Below are 18,094 nucleotides of genomic sequence, written 5' to 3'. Positions count from 1 at the left end.
GTTCAATGCCTCTTGTGTGAATCACCATGATGGAGAACAGGAAGATTCTTCGTGTCCTTGTTTCTTGGTTTTATACAAGGTCTGTATGATTTTGATTGTTCTTTTCAAGCAATCCAATGCGTCTTCTTCATTCGGCAGCAACATCGCCAGCGACCGAGCTGCCCGTCTGGCGATAATGCTCAAAATCCAGGAAATACAGGAGTTTGAATAACTTGATCGTGTAGCAATATTTGGTGTTGCGGGAGAAATATGCAATCGCGTTCAACAGTTTCTCTCGGCGATGATGAATGAATATAGATGACATTTTATTGGTCGGTTTACGGTTCACTTGTCTTGTAGAGAATTTTAAGATCGGTCCTATAATTAATTCGAGCCACTTCACATGCAGCCTTGATAATGTTTTCAATGGTTTCTCTGTTGTAATTTGTGCTGACCCAATGACCAGTGGAAAGTTGACGAGAGGAATCTCTACAAAGATCAGGACGGTTAGGGTATAAATCGATCTGTTTACTCGCAAGCCAACGGCGCTTCCCTCCAGGATGAATTTCCATAAATCTGTCAGGAAAAGAAGAGTTCAGTTTTATCAGTTCCTCAAAAACGGCGACCAAAGTATTGACGCCATTGCGTGCATCATGTCTCCTGCCGTGCAACTCAAAGCCTTGCAGTTTTTTTGAGCCGCTCGTTGGACTCCTCTTTCTCTCGGTGACCACAGGAGCCGATCTCGGCGGTTGTGGTGACACCATCGTCTTTTCAGATTGTGTCCTGATAAATACCTTCACAGCATCGGCATCCGGATTGTAACCGCATATATCTACAACTTTATCTTGCAGAATTTCTATCAGCCTATCATCACACTCCGACAAAATTCGGACCCATGCTTTAGGGAATGCATCCTCGATATCCTTGGCTCGGGCTTTATCTTTGTGATCTTCCTCGGCCATCTTCACGGCTTGCTCGTTACACACATCTTGACAAGACAAGTACCGCCTCAATCTATAAACAGATTCCTCAATGCTGCGAACAGATATATCAAGTTTGTATACCTGTCGATCTTGATAGGCCCCTGCTTTCAGGGGCAAATAAAACTCCCACTCTTGACCTGTTGTTAATACTGCAAGCGAAACTCCGGCGTGGTACGTATATTCAAATAACTGCTTTTCGGCACCATCAGCACTGCCTAGCTTTTTGACTTCAAGTACCACATGTGTCCTATCTTCATGCTCAAGAGCAATATCGGCTTTCCCTTTACCGAAGTTTTTTTCATAGCGCACCGTATCAGGGTTCGATGTATCCCAGCCCAGCAATCTGAGAATCGGCTCCACTACCTGTCGTGAAATACTGGCTTCATTCGGAAATGAACCTTTCTCCAAGGCTTTTCGTATATTCCCAATAAATTCTTCAAGTGTCATAATCTCGCCCTCATCGCTCATAGTTTTTTTCTCATCAATATAATTATCACAGCGGTATATTCCCATGCTTCCGCCACGGATTTTCCAGTTTCTTGTTCCGCAACATCGCCAGCGATATACACAACCGTTTGCGATCGCGTCTCTGCAGTATTGTCTCTCATACTTTTTCAGAAAGAACGGTCAATATGAGCCGCTTTCAGTATGGCGTTAGCGGTATGTCTTGATTTGCAATTATGTGGCACGCTGATTGGATTGCACCCATCTTTACCCCCAGTATTCGTGAGATCCTTTTGCGGAACGAGGACATGCCCAACCATGTTTCTTCAATATATTTTTTACGGCTTTTTCATATCCAATCATGCCATCGCCATATGATCCTTAAATACAACCTCAGCAGAAATTTTATGGAATGCTTTATTATTTTTTAATGATAATAAGTTAGGAATAGCTTCTTCTGTTTCACTTTCAAGATCGACAAATGTTTCTGCTTCTACAACCAGGCCGGGAATATCAGTGCTTGTGGCAATAAATACTTTTGCTACAGGGTCGAAAAAAAGTCGACGTGTATAATTAATGTCGCACCAAGTCGTGCAAACACACTTGCTAAAGGAAAACTAATAGGGTATTTCATAATACCTTCATAGTAATTAAGTAATGACGTTTGTAAATCGTGCAATCAGTAAAATACCACATCCTATCACAACGGTATATTCCCATGCTTCCGCCATGGATTTTCCAGTTTCTTGTTCCTCAACATCGCCAGCGACCGGCATAACCGTTTGCGCGTATCGCGGGGGAATATTACATCATCGATATAACCCCGCCGCCCGGCCACAAACGGGTTGGCGAATTTTTCCCGGTATTCCTCGGTGCGCGCTTCGATTGCGGCCGGGTCTTTTGCTTCTTCTCGGAAGATAATTTCCACCGCGCCTTTCGGTCCCATCACCGCGATTTCGGCGCTCGGCCAAGCTAGGTTGACATCACCGCGCAGATGCTTGGAGGCCATCACGTCGTAGGCGCCGCCGTAGGCTTTGCGCGTAATCAGGGTGATTTTCGGCACGGTGCATTCGGCGTAGGCGTATAAAAGTTTCGCGCCGTGTTTGATGATGCCGCCATATTCCTGAGCAGTGCCGGGCATGAATCCTGGCACATCGACCAGGGTGACGATGGGAATGTTGAAGGCATCGCAAAATCTGACGAAGCGCGCCGCCTTGATGGACGCATTGATGTCCAGGCAACCGGCCAGCACCATCGGCTGATTAGCCACGAAACCGACGCTGTTGCCTTGCATATGTGCGAAGCCAATGACAATATTTTTGGCGTAGTTCGGTTGCAGTTCAAAAAAATCACCCTCGTCAATTATCTTGACGATAATCTCCTTGATGTCGTAAGGCAGGTTAGGATTGTCCGGGATTAGCGTGTCCATGGATTTTTCCGTGCGCGCGGGAGAATCGTCGCTACTGAGATGCGGTGGACGGTCGCGGTTGTTCGATGGCAGAAAATTAAAAAATCGTCGGGTCATCAACAGTGTTTGCACATCATTCTCGAACGCCAAGTCGGCGACGCCGGAACGGCAAGTATGCGTTGTCGCGCCACCTAAATCTTCCGCGGAGACTTCCTCATGGGTCACGGTCTTGACCACATCTGGGCCAGTCACAAACATATAGGAACTGTCTTCGACCATGAAAATAAAATCGGTGATGGCCGGCGAATAAACCGCGCCGCCGGCACACGGCCCCATAACTAGGGAAATTTGCGGCACCACGCCCGATGCCAACACATTGCGCTGGAATACTTCGGCATAGCCGCCCAGGGAAGCGACCCCCTCCTGAATGCGCGCGCCGCCGGAATCGCTGATGCCGATAATCGGCGCACCCACTTTCATCGCCTGATCCATCACTTTGCAGATTTTTTCCGCATGGGCTTCCGACAGCGAGCCGCCAAACACGGTGAAATCCTGGCTGTAGATGAACACCAGCCGGCCGTTGATGGTGCCGTAACCGGTGACCACGCCGTCGCCGGGGATGGTTTTTTCCTGCATGCCGAAATCGGTGCAGCGATGCTCGACAAAAATATCCCACTCCTCGAAGCTGTCTTGATCGAACAAAACCTCGATGCGCTCGCGCGCGGTCAGTTTGCCTTTGGCGTGTTGCGTCTGGATGCGTTTTTCGCCGCCGCCCAGTTTGGCAAGTTCGCGCTTTTTTTCCAACTGTTTGATTATTTCATGCATGACGATGCCGTCGATAAAAAAGAGGTCGCTTGTTGGTGGAAAAGATAAATCTATGTAGAAATAGTAAATTTTCCATTTGCTTGCACGGTCATTTCAAATGTTGGAGGACAACCCGGATCCCATGGCGCTTCTTTGGTTTCACGCAGCCAATCTCGTATTTCTTTGTTAATCAACTCTGGGCATTTATTCCAAAATGATTTTTTATCAACATTCACTTGTATTTCTTTACCGGTGGGCAAAACGATTGTTACAGTCTTCCAGCCTCTATCAAAATATTTTTCTCTATCACATGGTTTTACCTTAAAACCATACGCCGTTGCGGGGCAATCATGCGCCCCATTTGCCCATGCCGTGACTTTCATTGTGCTCATAACTATCTACCCAGAAAATAAAAATCCAGTTCGCGAAATAATCTATTGCGATATTTTTTGATTAATTTTTGGTAAGAAACGCCTTGTCGTTCCCAACCCTTATACTTTCCGCGTATTCTAATCTCGTCATCAAAAAAATATGTGCTGATAACCGTCCCGTTTTCTTCTACTTCAATGTTGATTTTTAACAAAATACTAAACTCTGTATCAGGGTCAGACATACTATGAAAAATGTTAACAAACGCAACTGTCTATATAGCAGGAGAAACTAAATATGATTCTGCTTTATGTATCACTACACGCAGCGATTTGTTTGCCGTTTCTGAAATTTTTGTTCGTTGTTCAAAATATCTCCGCAAATCTGCTTCCACCGTATCCTGTGTTTTTTCTGGAACACTGATGGACACAAGAGCGCTAGCGAACACTTGCTGAAATTTATGCTCCACATCTGGCGCCTTATTGATAATTTCAACCACAGTTAACTGAGGTTTATCCGCAACTGGAGACGGTCCACTATAAATTGAACCTGACAAATCAATTGGCGGGCGGGATGAAACGCATCCGCTTGCGTTCAATATCGCCCGCAACAAAATCGAAAAACAAATTACTTTCATTAGAAAATTCTCGCGTGATAACGTTACCGTTTATTGATTGGTTAATTTATCGGTAAGAAGACCCAAAACTTCCTCAGCGGCATCAGGAATATTCGTGCCCGGTCCAAAAATCGCGGCAACCCCGGATTGATACAACATATCGTAGTCACCCGGAGGAATCACGCCACCACAAATTACCATAATGTCATCACATTTCCCTGCCCGTAATGCCTGCATAACTGCCGGCACCAGCGTTCTATGTCCCGCGGCTTGAGACGAAATTCCAATAATGTGCACATCATTTTCAAGCGCCTGATTGACCGCTTCTTGCGGCGTTTGAAACAGGGGACCAATATCCACATCAAATCCCATGTCGGCAAATGCCACAGCAATGGTTTTCGCACCTCGGTCATGCCCGTCCTGACCGAGCTTGACCACCAGCATCCGTGGATGTCGCCCTTCTTTTGCCGCAAACACTTCGATTTGATCTTTCAGCATCGTGAATTTTTGATCGCCTACATAAGCTGCGCTGTACACGCCGCCCACTGAGCGGATTTCCGCACGATGACGATTATATACGCCTTCCAATGTATCAGAAATTTCTCCCACACTGGCGCGCGCCCGAGCCGCCGTTATCGCTGCCGCCAACAAATTTCCATTGCCCGATTCGGCCCCCGATATTGCAATGAGTCGCAACTTATCGAGCGCGCAATCGACCTGTGCGCCGTCTCGGGACTGCCTAACTGTTTGCAGTCGTTGAATTTGTGCTTCTCGAACCGCATTATTATCGACCACTAAAATATCCACCTCTGCTTCATCCTGCAACTGATATTGATTAACCCCTACGATAATCTCTTCACCTCGATCAATTCTGGCTTGTCTTTTCACCGATGCCTCTTCGATTCGTAATTTTGGCAACCCCGCTTCAACCGCTTTTGTCATGCCGCCCATTTCCTCAACTTCATCAATTAATTTCCGCGCATCAATCATTAAACTATGAGTCAGACTCTCGACATAATAGGATCCCGCCAAAGGGTCAACCACACGAGTCACGCCGGTCTCATGGCGTAGCACCAATTGGGTGTTACGGGCAATACGCGCCGAATTTTCCGTGGGTAGCGCCAGCGCCTCGTCGAAAGAATTAGTATGCAGCGACTGCGTTCCGCCGAGCACCGCCGCCATCGCCTCAATGGTGGTGCGAATAACATTATTATACGGATCACGACTGGTCAGGCTCACCCCGGAGGTCTGGCAATGGGTGCGCAGTATTTTTGAGGTCTGGTCTTTCGGTGAAAAATATTGTGCCATTAATTCCGACCACAATGTTCTGGCGGCGCGCAACTTGGCGATTTCCATGAAGAAATTCATGCCGATGGCAAAGAAGAATGACAACCGAGGCGCAAACCTATCGACTTCCATCCCGCTGTCAATAGCGGTGCGGACATATTCAATTCCGTCAGCCAGGGTATATGCCAATTCCTGAACGATGGTGGCACCGGCTTCCTGCATATGATAGCCGGAAATGGATATTGGATTAAAACGCGGCATATACTCAGCCGTGTAGGCAATGATATCGGCAACAATTTTCATTGATGGTTGTGGCGGGTAAATATAGGTGTTGCGCACCATGAATTCCTTGAGAATGTCATTTTGCAGCGTGCCCGACAAAGTCTTTTGATCTGCGCCTTGCTCTTCGGCGGCAACAATATACATCGCCATGATTGGCAGCACTGCGCCGTTCATGGTCATAGACACCGACATTTTATCCAGCGGAATACAATCAAACAAAATTTTCATATCTTCGACCGTGTCGATGGCTACTCCAGCCTTGCCGACATCGCCTTCCACGCGCGGGTGATCCGAGTCGTACCCGCGGTGGGTGGCGAGATCGAATGCCACGGACAATCCGGTTTGACCGCTCGCCAGATTTTTGCGGTAGAAGGCGTTGGATTCCTCGGCGGTCGAGAATCCGGCGTATTGCCGAATGGTCCACGGGCGACCGGCGTACATCGTTGCCTTTGTGCCACGGGTGTACGGCGGCAACCCCGGCATGGTATTGATGTCAGAAATGCGCTCAATATCCTCCAGCGTGTAGAGCGGCTTGATTTCGATGCCTTCCGGAGTGTGCCAATGGATATCCTGAACCGGCTTGCCTTTTAGTTCGGTTTCAGCAAGCGTCTGCCAGTCCCTTGAATTTTTAGATGATTTATTCGCCGAATTGGCCATGCTGTGCATTAATTGTTAACATTTTTATGTCAACAAGTTTAACTTAAATCCCATCAAAGTTCTTTTAGGCAGTTTTTGATGCAACCGATATTTCAGGCAATCGGCAGTTTGAACCGACTCTAAACCAGCAGTTCACGGATTGCGGCATCCAGGTAATCGCTAAAACTGGCGTCATTACCGGGGGCCGCCACGCAATGCCCCCAGGGCGAGTTGTAAACCCGCAGTTCAGCCCCAGCAATATGTTTTGCTTCAATACGATTATCTTCAGGGGTAAAATACATGTCGTGGTCACAAGCGATAATGATGGTTTTTGCTTTTATTGCAGATAGTGCGGCTACAAAGTTTTTTTCATACAATGGGTTATTACTGATATCGATCAATTGCCAAGTGTTTAACTTGCACAACAAATCATTGGCATCCCGGTTCAGGTGATCACCCTCCCAATCCTGCAACAGATGTTCGGCGTTTTTAAAACCGAGTTGGCGAAATAACTGCTCACGATAAAACGTTTGAGAAAAAGCCCATCCCGCATAGACCCGAGCGAAAGCCTTTAACCCCGCTACAGGTGGCTTAATGTAGTCACCCCCATTCCAGTTTTGGTCGGCCTGGAGTGCCGCCTTGACTCCTTCCAAGAAAACAATGTTGTGGATTGAAGTCTTTGCCGAAGCACAAAACGGTAAAATGCTTTTCACCCGATCCGGGTATTGCGCGCCCCATTGGAAGGACTGGCAACCCGCCATTGACCATCCTGTAACCAATGCAATTTCTTCGATGCCGAATAAATCTGTCAGCAGTTGATACTGTGCAGAAATATTGTCGTATAACGTTATAACTGGAAACCTTGATCGATCATATGGCACAGGTGTATTACTCGGTGATGATGAAATCCCGTTACCAAACAAGTTGATCGAAACAATGAAGTGCTTGCCGGGGTCGATGGCTTGACCGACCCCAAAGAATCCTTCGTTTCGTACATGGCTGCCGGTATAGAACGTCGGTAAAACAACAACATTGTCCTTTGCCCGATTCAACCGGCCATAGGTTTTGTAGGCTAACCTGGCATTGGGCAGTGTGTCGCCACATTGCAACGACAACCTGTCAATGCAGTATGATTTATAGTCTGCCACGGCCCGCCATGCCAGTGCAATACGTTTGGTGCAATGCGCTTGGTGCAATGTGATTAGCGCAACACGATTAGTCCGGCCGCCGAGCTAATATAGACGCAGGTATTCCCGCACTTCCCAATCCGTTACGGTTTGGTGATAGCGCTCCCACTCGTCGATTTTATAGGCCACAAAAGATCTCATCATGGCTCGGCCCATGACTTTTTCAGCAAGATCGCTTTTGGCCAGCTGTTCCACCGCTTCCAGCAGATTTCGCGGTAGCGGCGTTATATTTCGCTTGGTTTTTTCCGCCGCATCCATCACATACAAATCCTCATCCAATGACCGGCCTGGATCAGTTTTATTGACCAGACCATCCACACACGCCGCTAGGGTAAGCCCGAGGGACAGATACACATTCATGCACATATCCGCGGCCCGGTTTTCAATCGCATACCTGCTTTGCGGCAAGCGAAGCATGGCCGAACGGTTATTCCTGCCATATGCCATATGGGTTGGCGCCCAGGTGTAGGTGCCGCCTTCCAAGCCGCCTACTTTGGGGACCAGACCGTTATATGAATTCACCGTGCAACAGGCAACCGCAGTAATCGCCGAACCGTGTTTTAGCAATCCGCCTACGGCATGGAAAGCATCATCGCTCCATTTGCCCTGTTCGCCCTGATATATATTTACGCTGGGGTTGTCGACTTTTTGCATAGACGTATTCAAATGCGCCCCGGAGCGCCAATCACCGGTGGTCGGCTTTGGCATAAAGGTAACGAACAGGCCATGTTTCTTGGCGACTTCCTTTAATAACACCCTTAAGAAAACAAACCGATCGGCCATGGCCAGCGTATCGGTGTAGTGAAAATCCAGTTCAAATTGAGAATAGGCCCCTTCCGTAACCACATCATGGATATTCCATCCCAATTCCTCGATGATATCAATGAGTTCACCCAGAAATCCCATGGCATCGACGGAAAATTCAAGGTCGTATCCAAACGCCTGTCGGCGTGGGCGCAGTCCTTCTCCCGGCGCCGGATCGTTATCAAAGGCTTTAACCGGTTGTCCATGATCGTTCCATTTCATAGTGATAAATTCCGGCTCTATGCCGGCAAACATGGCATAGCCTTTATCCGCAGCTTCGGCGATTGCCCGCTTTAACGCTTGCCGCGGGCAAAGATTGTAAGGCTTTCCTTCCCACCACAGATCGGCAAACACCCACGCGCAGGTTCTATCCCATGGACAAATGACGATAGTGTCGATGTCGGGCACTGGAATTTGGTCTGAATCCGCCGGGCCGAGTTCGGGCACAAATGATACCGAATGCACTGCGAACTGGGGTCCCTTGCCGGCACACAGCAATTCAAAATCACTAATCGGTATCGGCTTGGTTTTTGGTATGCCGAACATATCGATCCAGCACGACAAAATGTACTTTACGCCGGCAGATTGAAGTTTTTTCTTTTGTTCGGCGACTCGCGCTGGATCCGGTAAGGCGTCTGCAAAATTTTCGAAGTAATGTGAGCTCATGATTAACCTCTAGTGCTTTTCCTGGATTGGTTTCTTAAATTTTTTATGGCGTTAAATCACTAATTGATAACAGATTCTATCTATTGTTTTTGTTGCCGACCATATAAATGACCGGTCAATAACCCAGTTTTCGACTCACTTCATGAATCAAAGACGAACCATTACTGAGTGCATGGTAGTTGTCGGCGACAACCTCCAGACCTTGCAGATGCCAGCCGGAAATATGCGGCGTTACGGTGACTGCGGGGTGCGCCCATAGCGGACTATCCTCGGACAACGGTTCCTGCTGAAACACATCCAACACGGCATGGGCTAAACAATTATTATCCAAAGCCTCGATCAAATCCTGCTCGACAATCAACGTACCGCGCCCGATGTTGATTATCGTGGCGCCCGGCTTCATTGCCTTGAAGCGATGACGATCGAATAGATTAAAGGTATCGGTGGTGGAAGGTAATATACAGATGACATAATCGCATTCTGCGAGGATGCCGTTTATCGCATCCAGACCCCATCGACAATCCACGCCGTCTATGGATTTCGCAGTCCGACTCCAGCCGATCACATGAAACGCCAGGGACTGGAAAAGTCTTGCTGTTGTTCCGCCAATATGTCCCAACCCAAGCACGCCAATAGAAATATCGGAGGGTTGCTGAGGCTCTTTAGGCATCCACTTGCTGTTTAATTGGTGCTGGTGGTGGAACGCGAGATGATGAACATCCGGCAGCACCCGGGCGAGACAAAAGCGCGCCATTTCCATGGCTGCGATTTCCGGCTTTAGCCGAGTCACCCTGATATTTTTGGGTAAATCAGGATCGTAAATAATGGTTTCGACTCCGGCGCCGAGTTTTTGAATGAGTTCAAGATTCGGCAATTGTTTCACCAGCCCCGGCCGCAACTTGTCGCAAATAAGCATCGCGATATCCTCGGGCGTTCCGGTCGCTGGATAAAATCGAATTTGGCTGCTCGGAATACCGCCGTTCAATGACTTGATGAATTGTTGATTGGTCATCCAGTTTTGATCGTTGATATCAACAAGGACAGTCATTATTGGTGCTGCTCGTTTAAAAAATGGCGTTTAAAAAATAGTGCCGTCGATAGCAAGGTTTAGCGGAGGCGTGGCCTGGGGGCGCAAGCGCGCGGCAAGCTCTCTCCCCGCAGCCCAGGTTCCCCCTTGGAGCACTGAGCACAGCGGCAGTTGCTTTGCCGAAAGTTTCAGTGTTGCGCGCAACTCGACTGCGAGTCGATCAAGCATGTACACCGTCAACGCCCGCCACTCCACTACTGCCTCGGAATCCAGGGTTAACCTGGAATGCAATAAACTTTGATCCAATGGCTGCAAGGAACCGGTATCTATAAATAATCCACCGTTACGATATTCCGGCAGCCCGGTCAATCCATCCAGGTTAACCACCTCGATGCCAGCCCATTGTAGCGGCTCAATCAAGGAATAGGTTAACCATTGCGATAGTTTGTGAAATGGAACTATGCCATCGGTTTCATCGCCGGTAGTCAGCTGCGAATGGTAACCACAGTCCCCCAGGTTCAGCCGCTCGTGGCCCTGGTGAATATAATAACCGTTCGGCCAGATTGCGCCAAAGCGTTTTAAGACTATAGCCAGCACCTGAGTGGCGTCAACAGAAACCTTTCCACGAAAAGACCTTTTGGAAACCGCCAAACATTCATCAATCAAATTACCGGGCCGACCGTATAGTTGCTGATCGGTTCTGTAATTTTCCAGAACGGATGCCAATCCTTGAAGCAGGGAAAATCGTCCGTCAATGCCTAACAGAGGGTTTTTGCACGAATGTTGAAAGGTGCTGGCCAGTTTTTTTGGGGTCACCAATTTCAAACTATCGGCATCCATAATCCATCCTTTGACATGTTCAAATCTTGCGATATGGTTAAAGAACAATTCGACGCTGGCCGCTGCCAACCCTTCCGATCTGGATAGTGATTTTCCGGTTACCGGGTCTTCAAACACCCAATCCTCTCCAGCCCCTGCATCCAGCAACACGCTCAAGAATACCAAATCAATTGCCGAACGGACCAGTTCAATTTTTTCACCATTAAAATTTTGTGTGTAATGCTGCCATAGATCGGTTTCCCCAATTTCAAAATGACGCCACCGACTATGGCAGGGGATATTCAGGTCAGGATAATTTTTTAAGCAGGTATTTTCGACCAGCTTCACGCATCGCCGAAAGTTGGTTTCATTGATAGAAAACCAATTGGCTTGGCCCACAATGGCGAGCTCACCGATCCGTCGACAGCGCTCTCGAACTGCGCCTGCGGAAAGCAGCGATTCAAATGCTCCAAAATCCTGCGCAGACAATACTTGCTTACTCAGTATTCTTCCAGGCCTCTGCCGTGAGTTTCTTTAAGATCATTCTCTGAAGGCACCTCGCCATCAGTGAAATAACCCGCAGCTTTCTTTGCATCCATTTCGACTTTTGCATCCGAGGGAATACTGTGTTCGGGAATGGCTATTCTATGAACGATTTCGATACCCTGACCAACAATGGCATCATATTTCATATTGCTCATGGAGATGAAGCGATCGATACGGGTTACCCCCCAGCCAATTCAAAACATCCGGCATCAATTCCTGAAAGCGCATATCCTGGACTCCGGCGACACACTCGGTGCGCTCAAAATAATGTTCCGCGGTATCCCCGCCTGCCTGGCGCTTGCGTGCATTGTAAACCAAAAACTTGGTCACTTCGCCGAGCGCCCTGCCTTCTTTTCGATTGTAAACAATTAATCCTGAACCACCCTGCTGGGCTGTTTCGATGGCATCTTCAATGCCATGCACTAGGTAGGGTCGGCAGGTGCAGATATCCGACCCAAACACATCGGAGCCGTTACATTCGTCATGGACACGGCAGGAAAGTTCGCGCGCCGGGTCGATAATGCCTTCAAAATCTCCAAAAATATAGGCAGTGATGCCACCAATAGGCGGGAGAAAAATATGAATATCCGGCCGCGTCACAAGTTCGGAAAACATGCCTCCGGTTTGCTCAAACAATGAACGCCGCAGAGCATGTTCATCGGTATTAAAGCGCGCAGCGATGCCGGGTAGATACCAAACCGGCTCGATCGCGATCTTGGTAACATTGACTTCGCCCGTTTCCATCAACACCCGACCGTCTGGCAGCAAATGTTTACCCTCTGTTCCACTGAAAAACTCAGGCACCGACAATCTGGCCCGGGTTACTGCGATAGTGGGCCTGACATCGGTGCCTTGCTCAATGTGATCACTAAACGCCTGGCCGACCACGTGGCCCCAGGGATCTATGGAGACAATCTTTGTTGGATCATCCCATTGCGGATAAGGGCCTATTTGAATCGCCGGCGCTGTGTTTGTAAGATCCGGTTTGTGCAATGGGTCAAGGGTTCCGGCAGCGACCGCCAGCGCACGGTACACGGCATATGAGCCCGAATAAGAGCCTATGGCATTCCGATCTCCCGAGCCCGCAGGCGTTGCCACCACGGGCCCGCGTTTTTTCGGGTCCGATGAACCCCATTCAACCGCGACCGGCTTTTGGTCGCCGGTTGGGTGCGAGGTCAAGGTGATGTGTTTTGAAGAATTCGTCCTCATAGAATATTATACATCGCTATCAGCCTGTCGAAAATGCTGGGGGACCGGTGGGTGAATCGGGCGACGCAAATTTAGCCGACTGCTTTGCTGGCACAATGTAAACGCTTTCCCCCGGCCAGGAAACCCACAATTGTTGGCCGGTTTCGAGATTCACATTGTCCAGGTCGTTGTTCAGGTCGTTTTCCAGGTCTTTTTGCTGTTTTTGAATTTTTAGCTCAGTGCCTTTTTCGGTTTCAACCAACAGCGTAACAATCGCACCAATAAACTCTTCGCTGACCAGTTTACAGCGATATTTATTCGGCGACAAATCAGCCTCATTGAGAAAATCCGGACTGTGGATATTAAGGCGATCGGCACTAATCACAATGTCAACAGAACTACCTGTCATTAATTCATCATGCCCTGATTGATCCGCGATCACAAGCCCGATTCCGGTATCAACATGCAATTTTTGGTTTTCAATCTTGCTGATTATGCCGCTCAAAATATTATTCGAGCCAACGAATTCGGCAACAAATCTGGTCGCCGGTTCACGAAAAACTTGTTTCGGCGTGCCAATCTGTTCGATTACGCCCTGGCTCATTATGACCACACGATCGGCCATGGCGAAGGCCTCGGATTGACTATGGGTAACGTAAACAAATGTGATACCCAATTCTTTCTGTAATTTCGACAACACCCCTTGCATCCGTACCACAAGATTTGCATCCAATGCACTAAGGGGTTCATCAAGCAGCAACACAGGCGGCTCGGTAACCAATGCCCGCGCCAGAGCGACGCGTTGCCGCTGTCCACCGGACAATTGCGTCACCGGTCGATTTGCCAATTCCGAAATCTCCATCCGTTCCAGCCATTTCATGACACGCTGTTCTCTTTCCTGATACTGAATGCCGCGCATTTTCAAACCGAACTCCACATTTTCGATAACATTCAGAAAAGGGAATAATGCCAATGACTGCCAAACCAGTGGTGTATTGCGCTCCGATGGTTTTATTTCATTAATGCGTTTTCCCGCGAGTCGAATTTCACCTTCGCTTGGCGTTTCCAAACCGGCAAGCATGCGTAAGGTAGTGGTCTTGCCGCATCCGCTTGAACCCATAATCGTCAGGAATTCACCTTGCTCGATTGAAAAATTCATTTTATCCACGGCCACGGCATCACCGTAGCGCTTAATAATATTCTCGAACACAATCTGAGGTTCAGACATGGGCTTCAAACATCGGCTGGCTGCTTGGGTGAGCGTAAAATAAAAAACAACTGCGCCATTATAACCAGGGTGATTGAGGTCACAAATACGAATGTGCCGATTGCATTAATCTGGGGATCGATATTTCCCTGCAATATCTCAAGGATAATAACCGGGATGGTTTTATTTAATCCAGACACAAACCAGGCTATGGCAAATTCATCAAAAGAGACCGCCATGGTCAGGCACAACGCGGAAATTATCGCCGGCTTGGTAAACGGCAGCACAATATTTCTCATCGCCGCCCACTCGCTGGCGCCCAGATTCCAGGCCGCGGATTCCAGATCGGGATCCATTTGCTGCAACCGCAAGCGGATTACCGCCATGGCGAACGGCGCGCACAATACAGTGTGGGCAATAACAATAGTCCAAATTTTTCCGGAAATCCCCAGCCTGGAAAACCAGGCCAGCATCGCCAAAGCCAAAATGATCAACGGTATTGTTGGCGGTAGCAACGCTAAAACCAGATAACTGTTTTTGCCACGAAATTGATAACGAAAATCCGTGTAGGCTGTGCAAAAACCAATCAAGGTTGCGAGAATGCTGGTGCTGATGGCAACCATAACACTGGTTTTTGCGGCCTCCCAAACATCCGCGTCGGCATAAATGGTCTGGTACCATTTCCAGGTAAAGGATCCGAGTGGAACTGTGGGAAAACGCTCAGAATTGAAAGAGAAAATTATGCTGGTTACGATGGGGGTGAATATGAACAAAAAAACCAGAGCCAGATAGCCGAGTAGCAATAAACGTAAGATATGGTCCGCGTTTGTTCTGAGGTGCATTCTGAAGTTCATAATTCGGCTTAGGTTTTCTTGCTATAAGCCAGCTTTATTGCGGTAAACGCCACAATCATCAGTGTTGTCATCATCATCACCGCTACCACGGCTGCTCTTGGCCATTGCTGGCCTGATTTGGTGGTATCGATAATCAATATCGATAAGGTTGGCGGCTTCGATCCGCCTAAATAATACGGCGCGACAAAATCTCCGAAAGACAAAATAAAACAAAAAACCGCGCCGATAACCAAGCCTGCTTTTGCAGACGGGATGATTACCTTGAATATTACCTTGAATCGCCCGGCGCCTAGGTTTTGAGCGGCTTCGATAAGATTTTTATCCACATTCGCCATGGATAAAGTCTGCAAAATAATCACCAATGGCAAGGTCAGCGTCATATAACCCACCATAGTCCCAAATCGGGTGTTGAGCATGGTATAGGGCCCCAAGCCGATATAGCCCAGAATATTATTTATGACGCCGGATTCGGCAAGAATCACATACCACGAGAACGTTCTTACCAAATAACTGGTAAAAAATGGAATAATCAGAAGAAAAATTATCCAACGGCGGGCACTGTCAGAAACTTTGAAGGCAAGCCCAAATGCCGCCGGGAAAGCCACGCAGGTGGCAACAATCGTGGCCCATGCCGCCAATGCCAATGTTAAAAAATACGAATCCCAAAAATACCCTTTGCCGAACATTTTAATCCAGCTTGTCGTCTCAAAAGCTTCGACCATGCGGTAGTTTTTGACCAGAAAAAAACTCATCGCAATCATGAACAGCAATGGCCCAACGAAAAACAATAACTGCCACACCATTACCGGCAACCGCCAGGTCATGGCGTACCAATCAAATTTTCTCTTTGTAACAGAACTTTCGGGCATGGCTGGCTTAGGTCATTTCAAATCGATCCGCTGTCCATAAATATGAACTATGAATATGCGCCATAACGAAAGGTGGAGGGCAAAACCATCCATTTTGCAAAATAACTGTCGACCCAACGACACCGAATGCAAAAATATTTCATGAGAGATGCTCCGAACTACCACTCAGACTCGGTGGCTCAAGTTCGATGAGGGGGCTCAGCCACCGCCCTCACCCGCAATGACAATAAGATCTCAGGAATATCTCAAGCGTTTTTATACTCCGACCAGAAGTCATTCCAGTCTTCCAAAGTTTGCTGATGCGGGATATCCCGATAATGAATACGACCTTCTTTGATCAGGGTTATCGGGTTGTTTGCTGCTCCCTCAATCTGTCCGGTTCGCTCAGCCTCGACCATATTTACGGCACGCAATGCTGCAATCCCGGAATGGGTTATGCAGAATCCCGGATAAGCAGCCATCTGTGCAGAGCGTACCTGACCAACCGGAGTCAGCATGTATTGAATAAACTTGTTCACGAGCTCCGCATGTTGTGAACCTTTGCCAATACAGTATGACTCGGTCCACTGGATTCCACCTTCTTTTGGCACTACCGATGCGACTGGCACCCCGTCTTTTTCCAGAACGCCGGTAATCCAGTCACCAATGCCGCACATTGCCAGCATTTCGCCATTTTTCAACGAGCTGAACGTGCCGCCGTAGTCAAAGAATCCGCCGACCTGGGGGCGCAGGCTCATGGTTGTTTCCTGTACCGCCTCCCATGCGCCATCATCAATATCAAACGGGCTTGGATCATTGTTTCCGTTATACAAACTTATCATGCCCAGGCTTGGCAGATGCCAATCAAAATGGCCCACCTTGCCGGTTAGTTGCGGTTTCCAGAAACATTTATAACTTTGCGCTTGTTCGGCAGTCACCGCGTCCTTATTATAGGAAACTCCCAGATGACCGTAACGCACCATGGTGGAATATAATTTCCCGTCTTTCCAGTGCCCGGGAAATTGAGTGAAATCCTGGTACACGAAATCATCGAAAGGATAATCGTCGGGATTCAACTCCTCGATATAATCCGCGGCATTTAACTGTTGCACGAATTCCGCGTCAGACAAAATAATGTCATATGTTCCCGGCGGTGATTGAGCTATCAATCCAAGCATGTTGTCACCACCAGCATAGTATTTGGCATTGAATTTAACATTATTCTGAGCCTCAAATTCCTCCACTATGTCCGGTTCGCCATGTCCATACCAAGCCAACATGTTGATCTCTGTCGCCTGAGCCCGGGCCTTATTGGCGGTAACAATCATCGGCATCGCCAATGCCCCGGTTACAACGGTGGAAGTCTTGATAAAATTTCTTCTGGATAATCGGTTTCTTTTCATCATGTCTTTTTTCATCATGCTGTGCCCCCCGTAAAAGTCTATTAAAAGTGACTTTGAATGTCGCATGTTTCAAATTATATTGTTACCCAAATCCGATATCAGGGAAACAGAGTTCCGGTTTAAAAGTCTTGAAACTGTCTAGTGTTTGCGCGTTGCATTGTACCTGCATTTTGGAACCAGGCACAACACAGGATGCCATTTTATATCGTTTATACATCTCTCTGGTCGCATCATTGTCCTCAATACAAACTGCGGCAATACCCGCGACGATGCCGCCCTGCCGTTCTACTAACTGAATTCCAGAGGTCATGGTGCCACCGGTTTCAATCCATTGATCAACCAACAGCACCCGGGTCGCTTTTGCGAACGCAGGCTTGCGCATCTCCATTTCCTGGGTTTGCCCTGAATAGTTGCACATAGACACCGCATCATAATCCACTGGAATCTTGCCGCCCTTGCGTATGGCAAGAAACCCCTTGCCCAGACGGGTTGCCATACCCGCCCCCAATACAAATCCCGCAGCGTCATATCCGGCAACCACATCAACCTCCTGTTCACTGAACGGTTCCAATAAATCATCCAGCATGGCATTAAAGGAGCGGGCATTGACATAAGCGGAGGATGGGTCAAGCCAGGCATATTTTTCTCCCCGTGACCTCGGCGCCATCAAACTCAGGTACCAGCGATGGTTTCGATCATTGTGTATATCAATATCAGGCATGGTTGCACCTCCAATT

Annotated in this window: 17 protein-coding genes and 1 pseudogene; all 18 read right to left on the bottom strand. The window is 48.1% G+C overall.

Translation table 11 applies throughout. The features are described 5' to 3' along the window. Positions 1 to 127: 127 nt before the first annotated feature. Complete coding sequence (locus tag ACPXXB_RS07115; protein ID WP_423905919.1) at positions 128 to 265, bottom strand: hypothetical protein; 138 nt, start codon at positions 263 to 265, stop codon at positions 128 to 130. Positions 266 to 317: 52 nt separating this feature from the next. Beyond that, complete coding sequence (locus tag ACPXXB_RS07110) at positions 318 to 1,430, bottom strand: hypothetical protein (protein ID WP_423905916.1); 1,113 nt, start codon at positions 1,428 to 1,430, stop codon at positions 318 to 320. Between the two features lie 335 nt (positions 1,431 to 1,765). Beyond that, on the bottom strand, positions 1,766 to 1,984 hold the full coding sequence (locus ACPXXB_RS07105; RefSeq protein WP_423911044.1) for a DUF1902 domain-containing protein: 219 nt from the start codon (positions 1,982 to 1,984) through the stop codon (positions 1,766 to 1,768). A 122-nt stretch (positions 1,985 to 2,106) separates the two neighbouring features. Beyond that, positions 2,107 to 3,639: an acyl-CoA carboxylase subunit beta gene (locus ACPXXB_RS07100; RefSeq protein WP_423905913.1), complete on the bottom strand. Its 1,533-nt coding sequence runs from the start codon at positions 3,637 to 3,639 to the stop codon at positions 2,107 to 2,109. Between the two features lie 50 nt (positions 3,640 to 3,689). Beyond that, positions 3,690 to 4,010 carry a hypothetical protein gene (locus tag ACPXXB_RS07095; protein ID WP_423905910.1) on the bottom strand — a complete coding sequence of 107 codons (321 nt, stop codon included), beginning with the start codon at positions 4,008 to 4,010 and terminating at the stop codon, positions 3,690 to 3,692. Between the two features lie 2 nt (positions 4,011 to 4,012). After that, positions 4,013 to 4,231 carry a hypothetical protein gene (locus ACPXXB_RS07090; RefSeq protein WP_423905908.1) on the bottom strand — a complete coding sequence of 73 codons (219 nt, stop codon included), beginning with the start codon at positions 4,229 to 4,231 and terminating at the stop codon, positions 4,013 to 4,015. Between the two features lie 30 nt (positions 4,232 to 4,261). Then, the gene (locus tag ACPXXB_RS07085; RefSeq protein WP_423905906.1) at positions 4,262 to 4,624 is read right to left on the bottom strand and encodes a hypothetical protein; all 363 of its coding nucleotides are present in this window, start codon (positions 4,622 to 4,624) and stop codon (positions 4,262 to 4,264) included. 30 nt (positions 4,625 to 4,654) lie between these two features. Then, the gene (gene scpA / locus ACPXXB_RS07080; RefSeq protein ID WP_423911041.1) at positions 4,655 to 6,829 is read right to left on the bottom strand and encodes a methylmalonyl-CoA mutase; all 2,175 of its coding nucleotides are present in this window, start codon (positions 6,827 to 6,829) and stop codon (positions 4,655 to 4,657) included. Positions 6,830 to 6,948: 119 nt separating this feature from the next. Beyond that, positions 6,949 to 7,956: an alpha/beta fold hydrolase gene (locus tag ACPXXB_RS07075; RefSeq protein ID WP_423911038.1), complete on the bottom strand. Its 1,008-nt coding sequence runs from the start codon at positions 7,954 to 7,956 to the stop codon at positions 6,949 to 6,951. An 84-nt stretch (positions 7,957 to 8,040) separates the two neighbouring features. Further along, a complete protein-coding gene (locus ACPXXB_RS07070; RefSeq protein WP_423905903.1) occupies positions 8,041 to 9,465 on the bottom strand; it encodes a glutamine synthetase family protein in 1,425 nt (474 codons plus the stop codon). Positions 9,466 to 9,580: 115 nt separating this feature from the next. Next, a complete protein-coding gene (locus tag ACPXXB_RS07065; RefSeq protein ID WP_423905900.1) occupies positions 9,581 to 10,513 on the bottom strand; it encodes an NAD(P)-dependent oxidoreductase in 933 nt (310 codons plus the stop codon). 30 nt (positions 10,514 to 10,543) lie between these two features. Then, positions 10,544 to 11,800: a DUF1688 family protein gene (locus tag ACPXXB_RS07060; RefSeq protein WP_423905898.1), complete on the bottom strand. Its 1,257-nt coding sequence runs from the start codon at positions 11,798 to 11,800 to the stop codon at positions 10,544 to 10,546. 11 nt (positions 11,801 to 11,811) lie between these two features. Further along, positions 11,812 to 13,066 (bottom strand): annotated as a pseudogene (locus ACPXXB_RS07055) (GTP cyclohydrolase II). A gap of 19 nt (positions 13,067 to 13,085) precedes the next feature. Next, entirely contained in the window at positions 13,086 to 14,273 is a 1,188-nt protein-coding gene (locus tag ACPXXB_RS07050; RefSeq protein WP_423905896.1) for an ABC transporter ATP-binding protein, read from the bottom strand. Between the two features lie 5 nt (positions 14,274 to 14,278). After that, the gene (locus ACPXXB_RS07045) at positions 14,279 to 15,094 is read right to left on the bottom strand and encodes an ABC transporter permease (protein WP_423905894.1); all 816 of its coding nucleotides are present in this window, start codon (positions 15,092 to 15,094) and stop codon (positions 14,279 to 14,281) included. Between the two features lie 20 nt (positions 15,095 to 15,114). Next, a complete protein-coding gene (locus tag ACPXXB_RS07040) occupies positions 15,115 to 15,975 on the bottom strand; it encodes an ABC transporter permease (protein ID WP_423905891.1) in 861 nt (286 codons plus the stop codon). A gap of 245 nt (positions 15,976 to 16,220) precedes the next feature. Then, a complete protein-coding gene (locus ACPXXB_RS07035) occupies positions 16,221 to 17,375 on the bottom strand; it encodes an extracellular solute-binding protein (protein WP_423905888.1) in 1,155 nt (384 codons plus the stop codon). Between the two features lie 64 nt (positions 17,376 to 17,439). Beyond that, a complete protein-coding gene (locus ACPXXB_RS07030; RefSeq protein WP_423905885.1) occupies positions 17,440 to 18,078 on the bottom strand; it encodes a phosphoribosyltransferase family protein in 639 nt (212 codons plus the stop codon). Between the last annotated feature and the right edge of the window lie 16 nt (positions 18,079 to 18,094).

This window comes from Candidatus Spongiihabitans sp. (assembly GCF_965237845.1).
GTDB lineage: Bacteria > Pseudomonadota > Gammaproteobacteria > Arenicellales > Poriferihabitantaceae > Spongiihabitans.
Note: the sequence above shows the minus strand (reverse complement) of the source record. Positions and strands in the feature narration are given on the sequence as shown.